Here is a 20430-nt window from a genome sequence, read left to right as displayed (position 1 = left end):
GCAAACCTCAACTGGTTTTACCGGTGGCATGGCCACCAAGAGAACACTGATCGATTGGGTCGATCATTGGTCCCGCTCCATTGCTAGGCGACTTACAGCCGTACAATGGGAACGGCGTTGATCTTATCGGCTTTAGGAAATAGGTCAACGGTTTGGTGGTTCATGTCCCGGCTCTACGGAGACGCGACAATGCAACAAGATCAAGAAGTTAAGCCCATTGATGGGCTGGAAAAATTTTCAAAAATGGAACGGTTTTCTCTGTTCCACTCCAGTCGGACAACGCAGGTGCCTGCCGAGATCCTGGTCGGAGCGGCCAATCAGGCATACCCCCTGCTTCTCCCTGGCCCTCTGTCGGCCGGGCCTGTAGCAGTACAGGTGGATGGCATCCGCTGCTTCACGCCCACCGACCTCGGTCGGCGCGTGGGCCTTTCCCCCCAGAAGTTCAACCGCCTGCTGGTGGAGCATGGCCTTCAGGAGAAGCGCGACGGGCTGTGGTGCCCCACTGAGGCCGGCAAGGCCTTCAGCGTGCTGCTGCAGGTCCACAAGAAGCAGCTCGCTGGCACGGACGTGCAGCAGCTGAAGTGGAAGGAGAGCGTGCTGGAGCAGCTGGGCGGCCAGGCCTGATCCACACCCCTGCGGCCGCCAGAAGGCGGTCGCAGGCTTCGTGCAAGCCTCGGGCCTTCGGTCCACGCATCAGCATCGCGCCGGCGGGACCTCGTGCACGGAGGTCGTGTAGTTCGGCGAGAGCATGTGCTGCCGCATGCCCCACGCTGGCCGCGCCTGCCAACCCGATGCGCCAAGGCCGGCCGTGCCGCGGCCGAACTTCTGGTTGATCCGGTCCATGGTGGCCATCAGCCTCTCATTGCCGACCACCGTCGGCCCGAACAGATCCGCCTGCAGCTCATCCGGCCGGGCCAGGTCGAGCAGCGCCACGCCGGCCTTCTTGTATCCGATGCCGTCGCGGAGCAGGCCGCGCAGCAGCTTGCGCACGACACCCAGCACCACGGTGGTGTCTGCGGTCGACGCGGGCAGGCCCACGGTTCTACTGGCGTTGTGCTGCCGCAGCTCCTGCCGGAACACGTCGGACTGCGCAAACACCCACACGCCGGCGGTGACCAAGCCCCGGGCACGCAGCTTCTCGCAGGCGCGCACGGCGAAGGTGGCCAGCGCCTGGGCAACTGCTTCGTGATCCTCGACTCGGTCAGCGAACGATCGGCTGACCATGATCTGCTGCCGGTCCGGCTCCACCTCTTCCAGCTCCATGCAGGGGTGCCCCTGCAGCTCGCGCTGGGTGCGCGCGAGCGTCACCCCGAAGGTGGCCTGGATGTCGTCCGCCGGCGCATCGCGTAGAGCGGCCGCGGTGCTGATGCCCATGGCTTCCAACCGCGGTGCCAGCCGGCGGCCAACGCCCCACAGATCACCAACGGGGAAGGTCTGCAGCACCGAGGCTCTGTAGGCGGCGTCCCCGAGGTCGATCACGCCGTCGGCGCTCTTGGCCACCTTGTTGGCCAGCTTGGCCAGCGTCTTTGTCGGCCCGATGCCGATGCAGTTGGGTATGCCGGTCCATCGGTGCACGCGCTGCCGCAGATCCCGGGCGAACCGCTCGCGGTCCCGCACGCCCTCCAGATCGATGAAGCTTTCATCGATGCTGTAGACCTCCACCCGGGGCGCGGCTTCTCGTAGGATGGTCACGACGCGAGCGCTCATGTCGCCGTACAGGCCAAAGTTCGCCGAGCGCATCTGCAGACCGTGGCGACGCACCAGGTGTTTCAGCTCGTGGGCCGGCTGGCCCATCTTGATGCCCAGGGCCTTGGCCTCGGCCGATCTCGCGATCGCACAGCCATCGTTGTTGCTCAGCACCACCAGCGGCACGCCGCGCAGTGCCGGCTGAAACACGCGCTCGCAGCTGGCGTAGAAGTTGTTCCCGTCAACGAGCCCGAACATAGGGGCCTCGGCGCTTCACCTGGCGAACCACGCCCACAACGGCAAACACCTCCACCTCGGTGGGCTGCTCCAGGACGATGGGCGGGAAGTCTGGATTGGCCGAGTGCAGCTCCATGTGGCTCTCGAACAGCTGCAGCACCTTGCAGGTGGGCTGGTTGCCATCCCAGATGGCAATGACCAGGTCGCCGGCCAGCGGCGTGACCGACCGGTCCACTACCAGGATGTCCCCATCGCTGACGCCTGCGCCGCTCATGGACCAGCCATCGGCCCGGTACAGGAACGTGGCGGCCGGGTTGCGCACCAGCAGGCGGTGCAGGTCGATCGCTTCATCCATGAAGTCGTCGGCCGGCGAGGGGAAGCCCAGCCGCGCGCGCGCGGCGGCAAGTGGCACGAACTGCGCCGGGCCGTCGATCAGGGCGGGCCCGAAGGGCCATGCCAAGGTGTGGGGGAAGGGGAGGGACTGCATGGGCGTACTCTGGGAGCGGCGTGTCTCACGAGTCGAGACGGCACGCATATTAGTACAATTACTAATGGCCGGTCGTGAGGTGGCGTCGCCCGTTTCTGAACGCGTTCCAGCGCCACGCTGCCTGTTCCGCGCCAGTCGCGGCCTCCGCGACAGGGGTCCGGCATCCTGCACCAATGGCGAAAAGGCAGAATGAACAGGCCTCGTTGGAGGCCCAGGCTGCGGTCAAGCTGCAGCAGGCATCGGCACTTGAACAGGACAAGTCCGGTAGCTGGCGGTCCCGAGCGCGACGGCAGCGGAGCGCACAACGGCTCCGGCAGGCGGCCAGCGGCCATCAGCGCGCCGCCAGCCGTTTGGCAGGCCTAGACCTGCCAGATGACCTGCCGTTTTAGACGAAGTCCCCAGCGCGTGCTGCGGTCCCTGTGTGATGGCATGAGAGGTCTGGCCCCTCAAGCGACCCGATTGCTCCCTAAGCACATGGGCCAAGCATGCCAGTTGTCTGTGCGCCAATCAGTGTAGTATACGAAGTCCTTGCAGGCAGGACGCCGGCCTCGGCGTGGAACCCGAAATGAAGCTGAATCCGACAAGAGTCGCGGCGACACTGGTCCTAGTGGGCCCGGTCAGCCCTGCGTTGTTTCATCCGGAGTGGTTTAAAAATAACGGGTTGATCAAGGGGCGAGAGGCTGACTCGGCCGAAATTCAGATGGTGAACTCCAATATTTCACTATTCAAGAATGATTGGTTGAACGTCGACGTTCGCCCAGAGAGGATTCAGCTCAGAACCGAGCAGGAGCCGTTTTTCCCTGTGCTTCGGGATCTGGCTCTCGGGTGCTTAAACTGTTTGCCGCGAGTGCCTTTTCGCCAGTTGGGTATGAATTGGGAATATGCTATTCAGTTTCCCGATAGGCAATCATACGATGATTTTGGTCATACTCTCGCGCCTAAAGCGCCTTGGCTGGATGTCGTGAAAAACCCTGGCATGCTTGGTGTCGCCATGCAGACTGACCGAGCCGATGGTTATGACGGCACTAGGAATTATAGTGTCCGTCCCGATTTGTCGGGTGAAGTAGATTTTCAGGCGATCATCTCTCATAACGATCATTACTCGTTCGACTCGAAAGAAGTGAAGTCGCCCGACCTTGCGATAGAGTGCCTCGCTGAGTACTGGGAAAGCTCAAGAGCGGATTTCGATAGGGTCGCTAGTCATCTACTGGAGGTGTCGCGTGCTCAGGGAAAATGATGATCCGCAAGTGATAGTTGATGCTGGTCTTGACTCCGGCACTAGCTTTATGTCTGCCTCTTTTAAATTGCCTGCAGCGTTAGAGGATAGGGATGATGGCGTACTAGCGACTAGTTGGAAGAGATCAGCAGCTTCCGCAATTTCCTACTTTGCCAAGAGTGGGGCTAGATATACAACTGGCGAAGATTCAACCGAAAGACTTCAGGCAGTACTGGGCGCTTTGCGGGCTAGCGAAGCGTCGGTACGCGTTTCTCATAAATCTTTTTCTGCAACGGCAGTGAGCATTCAGGCCTGGGAAGGGGTTGTGGAGGATGTGCTTGAGGACGAAAGGAAAGTATACGTAAAACTCATCGATAAAACCGATAGGAGCGCCGGTGACTCTTTTGCCTACGTTCCTCTTGATCAATTCGATCCGGAAGATGCTGATCTAATAGTTCCTGGCGCTATTTTTTACTGGTATGTTGGCTATGAAACGAAACCCTCAGGGCGGACACGTTCGAGCATGATTCGTTTCAGGCGAGTGCCTGCATGGACGGCGAATGACTTAAAAAGGACAGAGGCTGAGGCAGATGAGCTGTTCAAATCACTACGCTTTGAGCGCGCTTAGCGCGCCAGCTGCCGACACGGTCGAGGTGCTAGTAGTAGGTCCCCGCTATGGAGAAGCGATCTGCGTTCACTTAGGCGATAACAGATGGATTACGGTGGACTCCTGCCTGCAAGGGCGCGGGGGGAAGCCTGCCGCGCTTCACTATCTGGAGAGTATTGGTGTCGCCGCCGACTCAATTGAGCTGATTTGCGTAACTCATTGGCATGACGATCATGTAAGGGGCTTGGCAGACCTTGTCAGTGCGTCTCCAAATGCCACGGTAGTAATCCCAGAGGCGCTGGGGGAGCGCGAATTCATGTTGCTGGCCGCGCGATACGGTGAAGGACGCCTGTCCTCCGGCGCGCGTGAGCTTCGAAGTATTTACACTATGAGTCCTCCCCCTCAGCTTAAGTTGGCGGGCGCTGACAAAAGACTCATGGAAGGTAGTACCTCTGCGGGTTATTTCGAAGTTTGGGCGCTAAGCCCTTCTTCAGGTGAAACCATTAAGGCGATTCAATCTTTGGGGAAATTTATGCCTAAGGATGGTGAGCCTATGGGAAATGTAAAGTCTCAGACACCTAACCATCTTGCAATGGTCCTGTTGGTCAGTGTTGGAGATTTTAATATTCTGCTGGGTGCAGACCTTGAGGATGTCAATTCTCCCGTACTGGGGTGGAACGGGGTGCTGACAACAACGGTGGCTAAATCCGGCACTTCATGTACCTTGTTCAAGATACCTCATCATGGATCCGTTACTGGATACAACGCGGCAGTATGGCAACAGTTCGTTACACAGGATGCTGTAGCCGTTCTTACGCCATTTCACAGAGGAAAGTGCCAAGTTCCCTCGCCGGCGGAGGCGCAAGCTGTCATCAACCACACCGCTAATGCTTTCATAACTGCTAAAAATCCTCTAGTTCGACCCCGACTCAAAAAGCCCGCCATTGTGGAGCAGGAAATTCAGTACGTTACCGAGGGCGGCCTACACACAGAGCGCACTGATCCCGGGGCTATCCGTTGTAGGTCTGTGATTGCAGGTGGCCAGAGCAGCTGGGACGTTGCACTAATTAACGGTGCAACTAAATTGTAGTGGTATTTAAAAATGACGTCTCCGAGGTGGCTGCTTGTGTGGTTACTGCTGTCCCACCCCCGTCGCTTAGTAAATTAAATAGCGCCTCTATCGCGTCGCGTTTCTCAGCATCATATTCATACTTGTTGTAGTGCCGCTTCTGCACGCCGCTCAGACCATGGGACTGGACGTGTCCGCGCACTTCTTCCGAGTAGCCGGCTGCAGCCAGACGCGTCTCGACAGTTCGGCGAAGGTCGCCCGGCGTGAAGCGGGGCCCATCCAGCTCTCCGGCGGCGTCCATGGCGTCCACCACGTGGTCGAGAAGGCCCCGGAAGACGTGATAGGTGGCCGGATCGATGCCGTCGGTGATGGTGAAGAGGAACGCGCCTGCCTTTTCACCCTGCATCTCCTGCAGTGCGGCCATCGCTTGCGGGATCAGCGGCACGATGTGCGCCCTAGGGCGCTTGCGCCGGCCCTTGATGTCCAAGATGCGAATGGACTGGTGATCGTGGTCAATGTCAGTTGCCACCAGCCTGGCCATCTGGGAGATTCGCTGTGCACCGATCAGCAGGTGGAAACGGAGCATCGCGCCGCGCGCGCCAGGTAGCGCGACGATCCGGCGCCAGTACGCGCGAAGTTCGGCGACGGACAGGGCATGCTCGCGTGGTGTGCCGCTGTCGACGGTAGCGAGATCCTGGGCAGGGTTGCGGGAGAGGTTCACAGCGCGCAGCGAATCAGGTGCTGCCGCATCCTGCTTCGCGCGGATGGCAGCAGCGTAGGCAGCCCGGAGGTACGAGCGAATCTTGCCGGCCTCGCGCAGCTTCTTGAGGCGCACCAGCCTTGCCAGGACGGGGATCAGGTCATCGAGCTCAATTTCCGATGCGGGCCGCTCCCAGAGCGCGGGCCAGGCCCTCTCGATGTGCAGCGTGACGGCCTTGCCAACATTGCCGGCGCTGATCTTGCCTGCGTCCTTCAAGCTGGACACATAGGCATTCATCAGGGCACCTAGCGTGGCTGCACTTCGAGCCGATGCTGCGGCGTTGGCTAGCGCCAGCTCGCGCGCTGCCGCGGCCTCGTCAGCCAAGAGGGCGCCGCGCAAGTCCCGCTCCCCGGCCTGATAGCGGCGAGCCAGCACGGCCGCCTCGGCACGCGCCTCGGCCAGCGTCAGGGTGCTACCCAGCGAGAGACGATCCTGCTTCCGGTTCGGGCCGGTGTAGCGGTAGTAGAAGCTGATGGCGCCGGATGCGAGCTTGCGTGCCTGCAGCACCCCAGCGCCGTGCGTGGCGGCGTCGTTCGCCCATTCCCCAGTTGCCAGCGCGGCCAAGCCGCGAGCCGTGAGCTGTCCCTTTCCCTTTGCCATCTGGTGCCTACATGGTGCCTACATTGCGTGGGAACGCAGGATGCCAGTTGGGACTGGTTGAAACGCTAAGCTTTGTAAAATCAGCGATTTACCTTAACGGTGCGATCCGGCAGCAACGCCCTGAGACGCGTCGTTCGGGACTTTTAATCTTTTGGTCGATGGTTCGAATCCATCACGGCCCACCAATGCAATCAATGACTTAAAGCGCCCTCGTGGCGCTTTTTTCGTCTCATCCGTAATTTCCTCCGTAATTCAACCAATTGAGGCTGTACGATGCTGTCCGGCTCGTTCGGTAGGCGCGCCGTGTCTGCGGATTGAACAGGGGGAAAGGATGCCGACCAATAACGAGATGATCAGAGAAGTCGAGGGTATCGACGCTGCATGGAAGCCTGACCCTGCGCGGCGGGGTCGATTCGGCAATGTCATACGCCACTTTCACGCTACTGGCGTGAGAGGTATCCGGGATATCTCTTTGAGCTTCGAGTGGCCAGTGACGGTGATCGCGGGCACGAACGGCAGTGGCAAGACGACCATCCTCCAGCTCTGCTCGGCTGCGTACCAGAATCCCCGGGGTGGCGGACGAAACTACAGGATCGGGGAGTGGGTGCGCCATGCACTAGGTGCGCAGTCGCCGATCTATGGCGCGGTTGCCAGCGTTGAGTTTCAATTCGAAGGAGAGGCTAACCCTTTGCAGATCCCCTACGTCGCAAGTACGAAGCGATGGGGCTACCCGCGGCGTGGGAATCCAACACGCCCGGCCGTGTTCTATGGGGTAGGCTACTTTTCCCCAAGAATCGAGAAAAAGGATCGGTTAAATCTGTTGGGTGCAAAGATCGGTATACGACGAACCACTGATTTCACGCCTGAGATCCTTCAAAGTATTTCCACCATCCTCGGCGCTACTTACGACGCCGGGTGCACTCACGAGGTCGGTACCGCGGGAGATCATTGGAGCGATACGGTGTCAGAAGTTCGCCGCGGAAACCGTTCCTACGGCGAGCCGCACATGGGAGCTGGCGAGCAAAAAGTCGTGCGCATGGTGACCGCTATTGAGGCGCTTCCTCCCCGGTCTCTAGTTCTCCTGGAAGAGCCGGAGATTACCCTGCACCCTGATGCACAACACGGCTTGGCTTGGTACCTGATGAACGTAGCCAAGCGGAAAGGTCATCAGATAATTGTGACGACACACTCTACGGTAATTTTTAACGCGGTTCCTGCCGATGCCCGCATTCTCTTAGCTCGGCATATCGATGGTACGCGGGTAGTGCCGCGTGCTCCTGATATTGCTGCAGCGAGAGAGCTTGCCGGCGCCGTGCATCTCGGCGGTGAGCTCATCCTTGTTGAGGATGATGTCGCGAAGCAGTTGTTAACCGAGCTGCTTAGGCGATACAACCGTAGCCTTTTACGAACCGCTAAGGTCGTTGTCGTAGGTGACACCGATCAGGTTAGAAATCTTGTTAGAGCCTTCACCGCTGAGGGATGTCGTGTAGTCGGTGTTCGTGACTCAGATATCGGCGGCTCTGTAGTTTCTGGTCTCGTTTCCTTGCCCGGAACTCTAGCCCCAGAGGCTCAATTGCTTGAAAGTGCAAATCTCTTAAGAGGTGAGGCGCTCATACATGATTTGCGTGCTGCCTATGCGGTGGCGGAGAGAGCTGGCCTAGCATCGAGTGGAAGTGATCGCGCCAAGCGAATTCTCGCAGCTCTGTCTGAAGAGCTGTGCATGCCGCGACCGCAGCTAATTGATCGATTGGCATCGGCCTGGATTGACGGCCACGAAGTGCAGGCGAAAGCGCTCGTCGCCCAGATCGATTTGATTCTGCATCCACGTGCACAACTTCCACCGCTGCCATTCCGGCCTGCGACACCCGCGCCAACTGTTTAGTCCTTGCCAGCCGGTCGCACCCTTGGAATGCTTTTGTCGTACACCTTCATCATGGCATCTGTGACCCCAAGTGCATCCTGCCTGTCGGCGCGGTTGCCCGCGGTGTCTGTGCCACCCTTCCGTTTGAGGTCGTGCAGGCTGAAGCGTTCCTCTGCCAAAAGGACGCCGGCGCTAATTGCGAGCTGGATGAAGCGCTGCCAAGTGCTGTCCAGGCTAGTCTTCTGCAGGGGCTCGCCATGCTCAGCAAGGAACAGGTGGCGCTGATCGGCTTGCAACTGCACTGGCAAGCTGTGGCGATCGATGATGGCTTCGCGGCGTGCGATAGCGGCATCCCACGCGTTTCGTAGACGCGGTGTCCACTCCACTAGGTTGTCGCGGCTGCGCTTGCGTCTATTAGTGTGTAGCCCTTCGGTCGTGCCTTGCGCCTCGGTCAGCGTGAGCGTCTCAATGCCGCGCAGTCTGCAGAGGTAGCCCAACTCCATGATCATCCACAGGTAGGGCGGTACCGAGCCCTCGGTCCTGGCCGTTCGCATGGAGCGCTCGTGGGCGAATGCCAGCAACTTCGCATAGGCTGCATCGGTAGGAAGCCGCTGGCGCTTACGCTCCTTCGCCTGCTCCAGCCCCTGTGCGGGATTGTGGTCAACGATGCCCCGATTGAGAGCCCAGCGAAACACCAAGCGTGAGTAACGCAGTACCTTGTTTGCCTTGGTAGGCGTGCCTGCGGATTCGATCTTGTCGACCAGGCGCTGGAAATTGTGATTCCGAAGCTTTGCCACCTGGAGCTTGCCGAATGGCACGCCCAAGTTTGTGGGGTAGTTGATAAGCACGTTCCGCGCTGACTCGTAGTCGTCACGGGTGCCCGCGGCTACCCGATACGCCTGGCGATGGCGTCGGAGATCGACTGGGCAACCACGGACAACCTGCTGACGTACGCCATCGGCTTGGACCCCGGAAAGCACGGCAAGCCCGAGCAGATGCGCGTGGCGGCCATCATGAAGACGCTGGGCTGGGAGCAGCAGCGCAGGCGGTGGCCCGATGGTGGGCGAGAGCCGCGGTGGTTCAGGCCTGGCCTCACGATCGATGACTGGCTGGCAACCGCTCAGCGGTCAAGGCAGGAGGCCCCCAGTGGACCTGACTTCTGACCAGACCTCCCCGGCTCCGTCCACACCCGTCCAAACCACTGACCAGACCTGCCGCCTACTGCGACAGCGCCGTCCCGACCGTCCACACCTTTTCTCGCGCGCGTACATGTACCGACACATCGGCTCACTTCTCAATTACTCAAATCAAAAAAATAGGTGTGGACGGTATGGACAGTGTGGACAGCCTAGAAACGCGAAGGCTTCCGAGCGTCCAGACCTCGCCGTGATGGTCGGGACGGTCAGGACGGCCACCATGTTCCACGCGAATCATCGGGTGGTGGGTGGGCCGGGTGAGGCAGGGGGGAGGGGGTGGGTCGATGGGTCCTCCCCGGCCTCAGATTCCACGGGTATTCGGTCGCGCAATTTGTGCCTAGTCATGAAGCATTTCCAAGGGGGTTGTAGTGGTTTCTGATCTGAGCAGCCCGATGAAACAGGGCGCCTTCGGGGATCTGGTGGGCATTTCCCAGCAGGCAGTCAGCGACCTGGTGCGTCGTGGCGTGCTGGCTGATGGTGCTGCAGGCGATGAGTGGCTGCCGATGATGACGCCGATGAGGACGCGGCCACGGCGACGCTGGCGGATGCCGAGGATCAAGGCGAATGACGCTTCTTCGTGGAATCGATGCGAGCCAGCTGCAGGCTGTGGAGCGCCATCTCCAGCGCGGGCTCGCATCCTGGGCGGTACAGGAGCCGATCACTCTGGAAGCCTGGGCTCGGGAGCACTTCTATCTCTCCGCCGAATCGAGCTACGTCGAGCAGAAGTGGACCCCCTGGCCGTTCCAGCGCGGAATGATGGCAGTGATCAGCAACGACGACGTGGCCGAGGTCTCGGTGAAGAAGTCGGCGCGTGTTGGCTACACCAAGATCCTGCTCGCCTTCCTTGGCTACAACGCAGAGCACCGACGCCGGAACCAATGCATCTGGCAGCCGACCGATGACGACTCCGATGACTTCGTGAAGTCAGAGTTGGAGCCGATGCTGCGCGACGTAGATTGCATGCGCGCAGTTTTCCCGGCCTACTTGGCCCGGCACAAGGACAACACGCTGCAGCAGAAGAAGTTCATCGGCTCGTTGCTGCGCGTGCGCGGTGGCAAGGCGGCGAAGAATTACCGTCGCATCTCTGTGGATGTCGCGTTGCTCGATGAGCTTGATGCCTTCGACAACGACATCGAGAAGGAGGGCGCGCCGGACTCACTGGCGGCCAAGCGTCTGGAAGGTGCGACCTTCCCCAAGCTGGTGGCCGGAAGCACCCCGAAGCTCAAGGGCTTCAGCCTGGTGGACACCCGATACTCGCAGGCGGATGAGCGGTTCTACGTCTGGCGAACACCATCATCGAGTGCCTGCCTTGGCAGGACTGCGTGCGGCGGTATGACCGATCCGGCACGCTGTTCTATCTGGACCCGCCGTATTGGGAGACCGAGGGCTACGGGTTGGATTTCCCGTTCAGCGAGTACGAGGCGATGGCGGGGCTGATGCGTAGTGCTGTTGGCCGGTTCGTGGTGTCGATCAACGACCACCCGCAGATCCGTGAGGTGTTCGACGAGTTCGACATGGTGCCGCTGCAGCTCGATTACACCATTGGCGGCGGGCAGGGCAGGGGTCGCAAGTTCGGCGAGCTGATTATCAAGAGCTGGGATGATAGGCAAGCGGCGCTGCTGTAGGGATCAGACGACAGGTCCCAGAAGCCCCTCGGCGTTGTTTCGGGGGGTGTTGACCGCCCGGCTCACGCGGTACCCCTCCATGGACGGAGGCGTGCTAGCCAGCAGCGAAGTCGACAACGCGGAGCTGGACGAATCTGCCGCACATGGCCGAAGGGTATTCTGGCCAACCGTGCCCGGGACGTGTAGGAAGCCGACATCATTGGTCGGATCTACAAGTGTCCGATGTGGAGTGATCGATACCCAATTCCTTCCGCCAGAATTTCAAGGCTCCTGTAACAAGCTCGCGCACGCTCACGCGTTTGCCGTTCGGGTTATCGAAGTAGATATCCATAGCCTCCGCGAAAACGCCTTGGCCAAAAGGAGCGTGGAAAAGGCCAGGCGTTACCTGAATCTGGTCTGCGCTAGTGATCTGACGGGTTGCCTTCAACGTTGCGAGCTTTCCATGTTTGGCAGCATCAGCGGCATCTCTAAGCGCTTGCAAGCCTGGATGGAGATGGGTGAGCAGCTCTCGGCCTTGGTCTATCGCGGCACGCATATCATTCATGGATGATGTTCCTTCGTAACCCTCCATTACCCAGTAGTCGACCATGTGCGAAGTCACAATGATTGACAGAACCCCTAAGCGGAAATCCCATGGGCGCTCAAAGTACTCACAGCAAGTAGGCTCCACAATCAATTCGAAGTAGTTCTGGGCGGCAACTTGCATGGTTGTTGTTCGGCTTGGCCTGTTATGGTGGAGAGAGGTGGGAACTCAGATTTGACACTTCCGCTGTCAATAGGCCAGAGGTGCCTTAGCAGCGTCGTGCCGGCGCACTAGGAAAGAGGGTCGCCCTACATGCAGAGCACTGCTCTGCCGCCAGGCCTTCTGGTCAGTGAACAATCCTCAATGCAGCTTTCCTTATGGGCGCGTCGTCTGCTGGCCGGGCAACAATCTGTTTGAGAAAGTCAGGTGAAACCAATAGCGCATTTGCCAAGTCCGAGAAGCTAATGCCGTGTGCATTTCGTAGTACGTCCAAGGACTTTGGTATAAGTTCACTGACTTCCTTGGCGACTAGTGCATCCTCCGCTTCTTCAATGGCCTCGCCCCTGTTCTTTAGGGTGATTACTGCGCTTCGATACTGGTCCTCGTCAATGAGATCGAGCGATCGAGCCCTATAGATGATCGCTGCCTTGCTCGCGCCAAATGTCAATTTCAACTGTCTTATCCCCGCCCAGTCGAGGCGACCGCCTTTCCTCGGGAAGGCCTTGGCGAACGTAGACCGTGGCAAAAGAAACGCGGAGGCGAACCGGTTGGCTTCGCTTTCAGTCTTTCTGTCGCCGGTAACCTGTCCTTCATGTAGTACTAGATGGCCAAGCTCGTGCGCGATATCAAATCGCTGTCTAAAGGGGCTTCTCTTTGCGTCGTTCCTAACAATAACCGGACGCTTGGATGCAATGGAAAGGGCATCCACTTGCGCAGAGGCTTCGTTGAAGAACGCAACCACTATTCCTGCATGCTCGACAACCCGAATCATGTGAGAAATTGGACCAAGTCCAAGGCCCCAGTGCGCTCTAGTAAGTTCTGCTGCGCGTTCAATCTGCTCGGCTGTTGTGCAACCAGAGTGGTCGGGGATGTTCACTTGTGGAAGACGCACGCGCTTAGCAATGAAGTTGACTAGCTGGCCGAAGACTGTTCCGCGCGCCAAAACTGTCTGGCGCGTACTGGCCTTCGTGGACGCCAGCTTTCTAAAGTGAGTCTGCTCTTCGTTGAGCTGATCACGCCCAATGCGGAACAGAAAATCAGGATGAACCTCTACAGCATCTGCCAGCGCCTGGATGATAGCGTCAGATCTATTAGGCTTCGCCTTACCCGTTTCAAGCTGGGAAACGAACTGCCGCGTAGTGGATATCGAGTCAGCAACGTCTTGGAGGGTCATTCCCCAGAAATGGCGGGCAACTCGCAACTGTCCACCATTGAACTCTGCCTGCTGGAAATTGAGTTGGGGATTAAGAGGCGGCGCGTTCATTCGGATTCGTTGCAGCAGAAAGGTCTGGGATCAATTCGATTGCAGGCTCCACTTCATCAACGCTGCTCTCGTTATCGGCTTCGCCGTAAATCGGTGCGAGGCTGATGGGATCCAGCTCAGTAGCGCTAGGAATAACTGCATCAGTCGAATGGAACATGCGAACAGATTCAGTGAACTGCCATTTGGCTTGAATGCTTCCGTAGGCATCGTATCCAACGAAAAATACTCTGCTCTCATCTTCATCCGTCTTGGCGCGCTCGACGATGAACCGCCAGAGTGTGGGCAGACCGTCGACGCTGAAACCTGCGCCGGCAAAAGAGCCTTGCCCCATCTCACACAACTGTACGGTCTCGGCTTCAGTTGGGCATAGGATCCGTCGCTTCGTTGGCTTGCTATGGTCCGCGATGATGAAGAAGCGTACTGGGACCGATCCAACACCGACGATCAGATCATTGCCGCTGTGCCGGATTGACAGCCAATCGTGAGTGTTCGATCCGGCCATCCGGAGCAAAGCATTCTTTATCCAGGCCCAAGACAGGACTGCGCGCGAATAGGAGCAATCTAACTCTGTGCTTGTCGCTTCTGCGGCTTTTGCGAGCACTTCAAGCATGAGCCCGGCTACGACCTCTAGTCGTGAGTCGCAAAGATCAGGCGAGGCAGCGCTGGGACTTGTCGGATCGGACATTTGAATGTTCCATTCGCGAGATTTGTAATTGCGAGTATCTTCCAAATTCCAGCTTTGTCAAGTACGTCGGAATTGATGCCGTCGGCATTCGCAGGATCTGCGACGGCCGGTCGTATTCTTCCGGCCATGCTTCCCTCGCTAGGCTACCAAGGCTTCCGCACTGCCCCCATCCCGTCCGGCTGGGTCCAGATGGGCGAGCGCTGGGCGCTGTGGTGGAACGGGCGCGAGGTGGCCAGTGTCACCCCGACCCGCGAGGGTGGCTACCGCCTGCACATGAATGCCCTGAAGATGTGGCAGACCAAGAACGCCCCGGTCGCCAGCATCCGTCAGGGCAAGCGTTTCGCCGAGCGCTGGTGCGCCGCCAGACTGTTGCCGGACCTGCCGCTGCGAGACGCGGTCGTCCGCCTGACGGACAACACACCCATCAAGCCAACGCGGGCGCTGCCGGCCTTGCCTCCGACCCGCGAGCAACAGCAGCAAACCCACCGCCTGGACGAGGCGGCTGCGGCTGCCTCCGCCCGGGTGGTGGCAGCACTGAAGTCGATCCGGCCGTCGGCGGAGACCAAGCCCGGGGCGACGGATCCGAGGAAGAGGTAGCTGAGTGCGAGGGGGCGGCAGCACCCTCGCGTCTGACGGCTTTACTTCCAGAAAACTCCGCATCGCCCCCTTGCGCCGCAATGGCTCAGGCGGTCGGCTTCCAGAAATGGATTCAATGCAAGCCTTTGATTTGTGATAAGAGTCAGGCGGACTTTTAATCTTTTGGTCGATGGTTTGAATCCATCACGGCCCACCAATGCGATACAAGGGTTTCGGAGCAATCCGGAGCCCTTTTTCTTTTCCGCAATCGGCGTTCTTTTCCGCAAAAGCAGGCGGTTGACTCAACCGTACGTATGGCGCCCGGCTTTTCTCATGGGCCAGAGTCAAGGTCCATCGAGGCGGATTCGGTCAGAAGGGACGTCTGAGTCCAAGACAAGCGATCCACGAAAGGACTTGCCCGTGTGTAGCTTTCCGTCATAACCACTGATGATTGGCCAAGCTGCTTTTGTGCTTGGCGGATGTCGCCGGAAGAATCCTTCTTGTCTGTACAGGCCTTTGCTCTTTTCAATTGATGCCTGCATTCAGAGTACTTATCAGGTCGGTAACCGTGCGCGTCGCATGGATTCAACCCGTGCACGCGCTCGGCACACGAGCGTCGATAGCTGCTGTTTGTTCCGGCGTTGCACGGGCGATACGTAGCAGCCCATTCAGGAAATAGCGGACACGGCCGCTCGGTCGAACGGCATACTTGGACCCGTGTCACAACAAGGAGCAGCACGTACATGACGTTTGTTGAATTGAAGCGCGTTGGCGCCACTTTTCCGGCCACTGTGGCTGTGGGCTGTGCTTCGGCTCATGCAGCCGAAAGAACGGGCGCAACGCAGCAGGATGCAGGCACGCCGGCGTCTGACCGAGCGAATGGAGTCAAATCACCAGAGCGCTGGTACTACCTGGGCAGCAGCGCGTCATCCAAGATCTATATCGACCGGCAGCAGAAGCTGTAACGTGAGGGTGACTCGGTCACGCTGTCGATCCGCAACGTTCTTGACGCTGTACCCGATGACCTCAAGGTTCACTCCCAGACGCGATACATGGATGTGCGATCACGCTATGACTGCCGGAAGCACACCGTGGCGCATCTCTCGAGTCTGGAACTCAGCGAGGGCAACGAGTATCTCGGTGGCGAAGCGCGGCCTTTGGATCCCGTGCCGGTGCAGCCAGGCACTCTGAATGCTGCAGTGATGGACGTCGCCTGCTCGGCGGGTTGAGCCTGCGCCAAGCTTCAGCGCTCCGCGGCAGTTCGCTGTGCAATACCACTCAGTATCAGATCAACGCCCGCCGTGACGTCCGCACGATCATCATGGTGTGGCAACTGCGGCACCATGCTGTGGGTGAAGGAACAGGCATCGGCCTCCAGTTCGTTCCTGGTCTGCGCAACCTCCGTCAGTGCGTGCGTGCGCTCCAGTCTCTGCTGCCGTGCCAGCTGAGCACGTGCGGCGTGCTGGCCACCCGTGCCCAGGATGTAACTCATCAGCGCCTGGGTGGTCGACCACTGGCCGGCGTCATCCACGCCCAGTGCACGCCGCTGCTGGCCCAGCGCTTCCAGGACCTGCACCCGCGCCAGTTCGCCTGCCGCGACAGCCAGCGCGGCGCCCATCCTGGTGCATCGTGACCCAACGGCGCGCTGCACGCCAATCTCGCCCTGTTCGATGGCGCGGAACTGGCCACTGCGCTGTTGGCGCATGGCGACGACACGGAAACGGTGTTGGCCGCCTATGAACAGGCGATGTTCCCGCGCAGCAAGGCAGCGGCGATTGCGGCCGAAGAGGTGACCGAAGCACTGCTGGGGGCGCCAAGCCCACAGTCGTTGATCGACTTCTTTGCCGGCCACGCCGGCGTGGTTTGGTTCTGCCCCGTCAACTGCTGCTTACCCCCGCAACCTACTTTGCCTGAGCGTTTCTGGCCCGTGCCGCCTCACGATCCGCCGCGGCCTGTGCCGCAGTAGCCGCCGCATTGGCAGACCGCAGCGCTGCAGCACGATCTGCATCGAACTGCGCCTGCCGCTGAGAACTCTGTTGCCGCTCCAGTTCAATCGCGGCGGCAAAACTGTCCGGGTACTTCGCGGCACAGGCCTGTTGCACCAACTGAACCGCGCGGTCGGTCAGGCCGGGCTGGATGTTGCCCAGCAGGCAATCGGCATACGGCGCGGATGCCGCGGGGCCCGCAGCCAGTGCGGCAATGATCAGCACATTCAACATAGGAACCTCCTTGAAGGTAGCAACCTGACTGTACAGCGGTCCGGACCCCGTGTGGGCCGGCGTCCGAGGGTGGTGCCCCTACTGCGCCTGGATACCCGGCAGAGCCGACGGATCACCCGCCGGCGGGTGAGCGCAAACAACATGCTTACCGCCATCAGTGGCTTGCAGGCCCGCTGCCACCCATTGTCAGTGGCGCTGCATGGTGGTTACGCCCGCGCTCGGAATTCAATCGGAGTTTTCCGAAAGTGATGCGAGGTCCCAACGCGACGTTGGATTGTCGCAGGCCTCTCTGATGCAACAAACGACAACGCGCGACGCATCTGCGGAAGCGTTTGGCGGATTACGCTGAAGAGCGTCGCAAGTGACGTGCTGGCAGCTGTCGACTGTGAGCCAGCGCGTACAAAGCTGGCCTCACTTCTATTGTCGGCGGCGAGCCGGTGGGCGTCCTGCACCGGTCCAGATGCGACAGTCGTCGGGAGAATCATCCACGCGTGGCGTAGATCTACTTTCGTCTGCGGACGATCGCGGCTATGCCGAACGCAATGCCGACCGGGATTGCGACGATTGCCAGAAGAATGATCACGTGCCAGATGCTCAAGCCGCCCATGCACCAAGTTCTTTTGAGGGAGTGCCTGCATGGTAGCACCCCCCTGTTCTGTCGCTTCCTGCCTTCCAGGGCTGGGACAGACGTGTTCCTGCGACACACGCGTTGTACGGTGAATCGTGGTTGCCTTCATCAACGCATGGCGCTGGTCCTCGTCGACCAGCGGCGCAAAGATCCGTCAGGGCGCTATGATCGGCGTCTTTCCCAGGATGGGTCGCCCCATGCGCTTGATCGTGCTGTCGCTGCTGTTGTCCGCCGTTTCCACAGCGCCGCTGATGGCCGCCGAACCGGTACCTTCCACGCAGGCTGCGCCCCTGGTGATCGGTGAGACCTTCACCCTCGCGTCGAAGGCGCTGGGCGAAACCCGCCGTATCAATGTGTACCGCCCGCAGCCCTGGGGCCTGGCTCCGAAGGCACCGCTGCCGGTGCTGTACATGCCCGACGGTGGTATCGGCGAGGATTTCCTGCACGTGGCCGGGCTGGTGCAGGTGCTGACCGCCAACTTCAGCATGCGTCCGTTCCTGCTGGTGGGCATTGAGAACACCGAGCGCCGCCGTGACATGACCGGTCCCAGCAGCGACCCGCAGGATCAGAAGATCGCCCCACGCATTGGTGGCTCTGCCGCCTACCGCGCATTCCTGCGCGATGAGCTGATGCCGCAGGTGCGCCAGCGCTATCCGACCACCGACGAGCGAGCGTTGATCGGTGAATCGCTGGCGGGCCTGTTCGTGGTGGAGACGCTGCTGCAGGAGCCGACCCTGTTCAACAGCTATATCGCGCTGGACCCCAGCCTGTGGTGGAACAAGGGCGCGTTGCTGGCTGCGGCATCGAAGCAGTTGCCGACTGTTGCCAAGGCTGGCCCGCGTGTGTTCCTGGCCAGCAGCGGCCAGCCGGAACTGGCGCAGGGCACGGCGCAGCTGGCCACGCTGCTGCAGCGGGCCTCGCCTTCGCTGTTGGTGAAATACCAGCCGCTACCGGAAGAGACCCACGCCACGATCTACCATCCCGCTGCGTTGCAGGCACTGCGCACGCTGTTCCCGGCGCCCGCGCCTGAACAGCCCTGAAGAAACCGTACAGCAGTGGCCCAAGGGGAACGCCATCCACGCCATGCGTGCGCCTGTTCCGGTAGAACCACGCCATGCGTGGATGAATGCCTCAGGCCGCCTGCGCGTCCGGCCCGGTCAACACGCCGGCGTTGGCGTGGCGGAAGCACAGCCGGATGGCATCGAGCAGTTCGCTCATGTTATACGGCTTGGGCAGGAAGTGGATGCCATCACGCAGCTGCGGCAGCACGGCGTGCTGGTCCATGCCCGAGGTGACCAGGATGGGCAGGTACGGATACAGGCCACGCACCTGGTTGGCGGCTTCGATGCCGCTGACCAGGCCCAGGTTGACGTCGGTGAACAGCAGGTCGAAGCGCTCACCGGCCGCCAGCAGGCCCAGCGCGGCTTCGGCCGAGCTCACGCCCACCACGTGGCAGGCCTGGCTTTCCAGCGCCATGCGGCTCAGCTCGCGGGTTTCCTCGGCGTCCTCGATCAGCAGGACGCGGGGTTCAACGTGGCGCTTGGACAGCAACATGACGCGACAACTCCGGACAGCAACGGTGAAAAGGCGCGCAAGTATGCTCGACCGTGCAGTGATACCCGCGTGCAGGGCGGGCTAACGCAGCGTTACAGCACGTTTCTGGCGCCTGTGCAGGCTCAATACGACAACCGCCAGCACCGCAGTGCCGATGCGCAGGCTGGTGGCCTGCCAGCCCAGCGCCACCGCGTCATCAAGGCTGAACACGTTCCACGCCAGGTTCATCGATACGTGCAGCACCAGGCCGCACCACAGGGTGTCGCCGTCCAGATGGTCAAGCCAGGCGAAGATGAAGCCGCCCAGTGCGATGACCGCACCGACGAACATGGCCAGGCTGCCGCCTTCGACGCCACCGAAGCCCAGCCAGTGCACCATGCCGAACAGCAGCGCCTGCGGCAGCGCGAGCAGCGCCCAGGGGCCGCGCACGATCTTCACCAGCAGTACGAAGCCGAGGCCACGGAACAGCACCTCTTCGGCCACCGGGAACAGCATCGCCAGCATCGTGGCGTCCAATACGGTCAGCGCGGTATTGGGTGTACCCAGCGCGGCCAGGCCCAGCCAGCACACCAGACTGGCCAGCAGAACCCACAGCGGTCCGCGTGCGCCGTTCCAGCGCAGGCCCAGGCTTGCTGCCAGGCCCATGCCACGAGGACGCAGCAGGGCCGCCAGCAGCAGCGCCACGAGCACCGCCAGTGCGTTGTCGAGCAGGCTGCCGCCATACGGCATGGGCAGCGCGGGGATGGGCAGGCCGGCGGCGGCGCTGAGGTCGCGCAGGTTCAGGCCAAGACCCGCCCCGAGCAGGGCCAGCAGCAGGCGCATGGCGGTGGGCGGGCGGGAGGGGTGGGGCATGTGCGCATTCCTTGCTGGACAGGCCTGCAGTGTGGGCGGCGGACATCGCGCGGGCACGCGCCGTAAGTCCCTATGCCATCGGTCATGTTGTCCCACAGTCATGGATGCGCAGGTACAGTCGGAGCCTGACCAACAGGAGCCACGCCATGCAGTGCCCCGTGTGTACCACCCAGACCCTGCAGATGGCCGAGCGCCACGGCATCGAAATCGACTACTGTCCGGGCTGCCGCGGCGTGTGGCTGGACCGTGGTGAGCTGGACAAGATCATCGAGCGGGCAGGGGCTGCCGTGCCGGTGCAGGCACCGGTGCAGGCGGCGCCGCAGGTGGCTGCACCGGTGATGCATCGTGATACCCGCCATCTGGGGCAGCGTTACGACGACAACCGCGGGCAGCATGGCCACGGGTACAGGAAAAAGAAGAAGGAGAGCTTCCTGTCGGAGCTGTTCGATTTCTAACGTTTTGTAGAGTCGAGCCATGCTCGACTGGCTCTTGCCGCCAGCAGTCGAGCATGGCTCGACTCTTGTGTCTCGGAACGGTGCCCTGATCAGGCACAATTCCCCCGGTGA

24 protein-coding genes and 1 pseudogene are annotated in these 20430 nt (G+C 60.6%); 14 read left to right on the top strand and 11 right to left on the bottom strand.

From position 1 onward, the window contains the following. Positions 1-162: 162 nt before the first annotated feature. Positions 163-624, top strand: a complete 462-nt coding sequence (locus ACQKDV_RS01500; RefSeq protein ID WP_427782025.1) for a hypothetical protein — start codon at positions 163-165, stop codon at positions 622-624. 69 nt (positions 625-693) lie between these two features. Here the strand turns inward: ACQKDV_RS01500 and ACQKDV_RS01495 are convergent, their stop codons facing one another. Both ACQKDV_RS01495 and ACQKDV_RS01490 read right to left on the bottom strand, forming a co-directional pair. Further along, on the bottom strand, positions 694-1944 hold the full coding sequence (locus ACQKDV_RS01495) for a Y-family DNA polymerase (protein ID WP_427782024.1): 1251 nt from the start codon (positions 1942-1944) through the stop codon (positions 694-696). Next, positions 1928-2410, bottom strand: coding sequence for a LexA family protein (locus ACQKDV_RS01490; protein ID WP_427782023.1), 483 nt, complete (start codon positions 2408-2410; stop codon positions 1928-1930). Before ACQKDV_RS01490 ends, ACQKDV_RS01495 begins: the two co-directional genes overlap by 17 nt. Positions 2411-2975: 565 nt before the next feature. On the opposite strand from ACQKDV_RS01490, the gene ACQKDV_RS01485 reads away from it, so the two are divergent. The 4 genes and pseudogenes from ACQKDV_RS01485 to ACQKDV_RS01470 all read left to right on the top strand — a co-directional run bounded on the left by ACQKDV_RS01485 (position 2976) and on the right by ACQKDV_RS01470 (position 5323). Next, a complete protein-coding gene (locus ACQKDV_RS01485) occupies positions 2976-3647 on the top strand; it encodes a hypothetical protein (protein ID WP_427782022.1) in 672 nt (223 codons plus the stop codon). Beyond that, positions 3631-4254, top strand: coding sequence for a hypothetical protein (locus ACQKDV_RS01480; protein WP_427782021.1), 624 nt, complete (start codon positions 3631-3633; stop codon positions 4252-4254). Before ACQKDV_RS01485 ends, ACQKDV_RS01480 begins: the two co-directional genes overlap by 17 nt. Beyond that, positions 4217-4525: pseudogene (locus ACQKDV_RS01475) on the top strand (MBL fold metallo-hydrolase); the annotation flags it as partial. The gene ACQKDV_RS01480 and the pseudogene ACQKDV_RS01475, both read left to right, overlap by 38 nt. Positions 4526-4669: 144 nt before the next feature. Beyond that, complete coding sequence (locus ACQKDV_RS01470; RefSeq protein ID WP_427782089.1) at positions 4670-5323, top strand: hypothetical protein; 654 nt, start codon at positions 4670-4672, stop codon at positions 5321-5323. Here ACQKDV_RS01470 and ACQKDV_RS01465 read toward each other — a convergent pair. Continuing rightward, positions 5313-6662 (bottom strand): tyrosine-type recombinase/integrase, encoded by a 1350-nt coding sequence (locus ACQKDV_RS01465; RefSeq protein ID WP_427782020.1) that lies wholly within the window; start codon positions 6660-6662, stop codon positions 5313-5315. The genes ACQKDV_RS01470 and ACQKDV_RS01465 overlap by 11 nt on opposite strands. A 331-nt stretch (positions 6663-6993) precedes the next feature. On the opposite strand from ACQKDV_RS01465, the gene ACQKDV_RS01460 reads away from it, so the two are divergent. Beyond that, positions 6994-8544 carry an ATP-dependent nuclease gene (locus ACQKDV_RS01460; RefSeq protein WP_427782019.1) on the top strand — a complete coding sequence of 517 codons (1551 nt, stop codon included), beginning with the start codon at positions 6994-6996 and terminating at the stop codon, positions 8542-8544. On the opposite strand, the gene ACQKDV_RS01455 is transcribed toward ACQKDV_RS01460, so the two are convergent. Further along, a complete protein-coding gene (locus tag ACQKDV_RS01455) occupies positions 8541-9371 on the bottom strand; it encodes a site-specific integrase (protein WP_427782018.1) in 831 nt (276 codons plus the stop codon). The genes ACQKDV_RS01460 and ACQKDV_RS01455 overlap by 4 nt on opposite strands. Positions 9372-9428: 57 nt before the next feature. Here ACQKDV_RS01455 and ACQKDV_RS01450 point away from each other — a divergent pair, with 57 nt between their 5' ends. The 3 genes from ACQKDV_RS01450 (at position 9429) to ACQKDV_RS01440 (ending at position 11344) form a co-directional block, all read left to right on the top strand. Beyond that, positions 9429-9686 carry a hypothetical protein gene (locus ACQKDV_RS01450; RefSeq protein WP_427782017.1) on the top strand — a complete coding sequence of 86 codons (258 nt, stop codon included), beginning with the start codon at positions 9429-9431 and terminating at the stop codon, positions 9684-9686. 597 nt (positions 9687-10283) lie between these two features. Continuing rightward, positions 10284-11156, top strand: a complete 873-nt coding sequence (locus tag ACQKDV_RS01445) for a phage terminase large subunit family protein (protein WP_427782016.1) — start codon at positions 10284-10286, stop codon at positions 11154-11156. Continuing rightward, the gene (locus tag ACQKDV_RS01440; protein WP_427782015.1) at positions 11156-11344 is read left to right on the top strand and encodes a hypothetical protein; all 189 of its coding nucleotides are present in this window, start codon (positions 11156-11158) and stop codon (positions 11342-11344) included. Before ACQKDV_RS01445 ends, ACQKDV_RS01440 begins: the two co-directional genes overlap by 1 nt. Before the next feature lie 196 nt (positions 11345-11540). Here ACQKDV_RS01440 and ACQKDV_RS01435 read toward each other — a convergent pair whose 3' ends face one another. The 3 genes from ACQKDV_RS01435 to ACQKDV_RS01425 all read right to left on the bottom strand — a co-directional run bounded on the left by ACQKDV_RS01435 (position 11541) and on the right by ACQKDV_RS01425 (position 13960). Next, on the bottom strand, positions 11541-12050 hold the full coding sequence (locus ACQKDV_RS01435; RefSeq protein WP_427782014.1) for a hypothetical protein: 510 nt from the start codon (positions 12048-12050) through the stop codon (positions 11541-11543). A 163-nt stretch (positions 12051-12213) separates the two neighbouring features. Then, positions 12214-13350, bottom strand: a complete 1137-nt coding sequence (locus tag ACQKDV_RS01430; protein WP_427782013.1) for a helix-turn-helix domain-containing protein — start codon at positions 13348-13350, stop codon at positions 12214-12216. Continuing rightward, positions 13331-13960, bottom strand: a complete 630-nt coding sequence (locus ACQKDV_RS01425; protein ID WP_427782012.1) for a hypothetical protein — start codon at positions 13958-13960, stop codon at positions 13331-13333. Before ACQKDV_RS01425 ends, ACQKDV_RS01430 begins: the two co-directional genes overlap by 20 nt. A 264-nt stretch (positions 13961-14224) precedes the next feature. Between ACQKDV_RS01425 and ACQKDV_RS01420 the strand changes: the two genes are divergently transcribed. The 3 genes from ACQKDV_RS01420 (at position 14225) to ACQKDV_RS01410 (ending at position 15840) form a co-directional block, all read left to right on the top strand. Continuing rightward, the gene (locus ACQKDV_RS01420) at positions 14225-14632 is read left to right on the top strand and encodes a hypothetical protein (RefSeq protein WP_427782011.1); all 408 of its coding nucleotides are present in this window, start codon (positions 14225-14227) and stop codon (positions 14630-14632) included. Positions 14633-15354: 722 nt separating this feature from the next. Continuing rightward, positions 15355-15576 (top strand): hypothetical protein, encoded by a 222-nt coding sequence (locus ACQKDV_RS01415; RefSeq protein WP_427782010.1) that lies wholly within the window; start codon positions 15355-15357, stop codon positions 15574-15576. Positions 15577-15663: 87 nt separating this feature from the next. Next, positions 15664-15840: a hypothetical protein gene (locus tag ACQKDV_RS01410; RefSeq protein WP_427782009.1), complete on the top strand. Its 177-nt coding sequence runs from the start codon at positions 15664-15666 to the stop codon at positions 15838-15840. Between the two features lie 14 nt (positions 15841-15854). On the opposite strand, the gene ACQKDV_RS01405 is transcribed toward ACQKDV_RS01410, so the two are convergent. Both ACQKDV_RS01405 and ACQKDV_RS01400 read right to left on the bottom strand, forming a co-directional pair. Next, positions 15855-16316 carry a hypothetical protein gene (locus tag ACQKDV_RS01405; protein ID WP_427782008.1) on the bottom strand — a complete coding sequence of 154 codons (462 nt, stop codon included), beginning with the start codon at positions 16314-16316 and terminating at the stop codon, positions 15855-15857. 196 nt (positions 16317-16512) lie between these two features. Continuing rightward, on the bottom strand, positions 16513-16830 hold the full coding sequence (locus tag ACQKDV_RS01400) for a hypothetical protein (protein WP_427782007.1): 318 nt from the start codon (positions 16828-16830) through the stop codon (positions 16513-16515). Positions 16831-17655: 825 nt separating this feature from the next. Between ACQKDV_RS01400 and ACQKDV_RS01395 the strand changes: the two genes are divergently transcribed. Continuing rightward, the gene (locus tag ACQKDV_RS01395) at positions 17656-18498 is read left to right on the top strand and encodes an alpha/beta hydrolase (RefSeq protein ID WP_427782006.1); all 843 of its coding nucleotides are present in this window, start codon (positions 17656-17658) and stop codon (positions 18496-18498) included. 91 nt (positions 18499-18589) lie between these two features. Here ACQKDV_RS01395 and ACQKDV_RS01390 read toward each other — a convergent pair whose 3' ends face one another. Both ACQKDV_RS01390 and ACQKDV_RS01385 read right to left on the bottom strand, forming a co-directional pair. Further along, positions 18590-19012 carry a response regulator gene (locus tag ACQKDV_RS01390; protein ID WP_427782005.1) on the bottom strand — a complete coding sequence of 141 codons (423 nt, stop codon included), beginning with the start codon at positions 19010-19012 and terminating at the stop codon, positions 18590-18592. Between the two features lie 81 nt (positions 19013-19093). Beyond that, entirely contained in the window at positions 19094-19864 is a 771-nt protein-coding gene (locus ACQKDV_RS01385; protein WP_427782004.1) for a CPBP family glutamic-type intramembrane protease, read from the bottom strand. Between the two features lie 146 nt (positions 19865-20010). On the opposite strand from ACQKDV_RS01385, the gene ACQKDV_RS01380 reads away from it, so the two are divergent. Beyond that, on the top strand, positions 20011-20319 hold the full coding sequence (locus ACQKDV_RS01380; protein WP_427782003.1) for a zf-TFIIB domain-containing protein: 309 nt from the start codon (positions 20011-20013) through the stop codon (positions 20317-20319). The last annotated feature ends 111 nt before the right edge of the window (positions 20320-20430 follow it).

This window comes from Stenotrophomonas sp. NPDC077659 (assembly GCF_050268705.1).
Classification (GTDB): Bacteria; Pseudomonadota; Gammaproteobacteria; order Xanthomonadales; family Xanthomonadaceae; genus Stenotrophomonas.
This window is presented reverse-complemented; position numbering and strand designations above follow the sequence as displayed.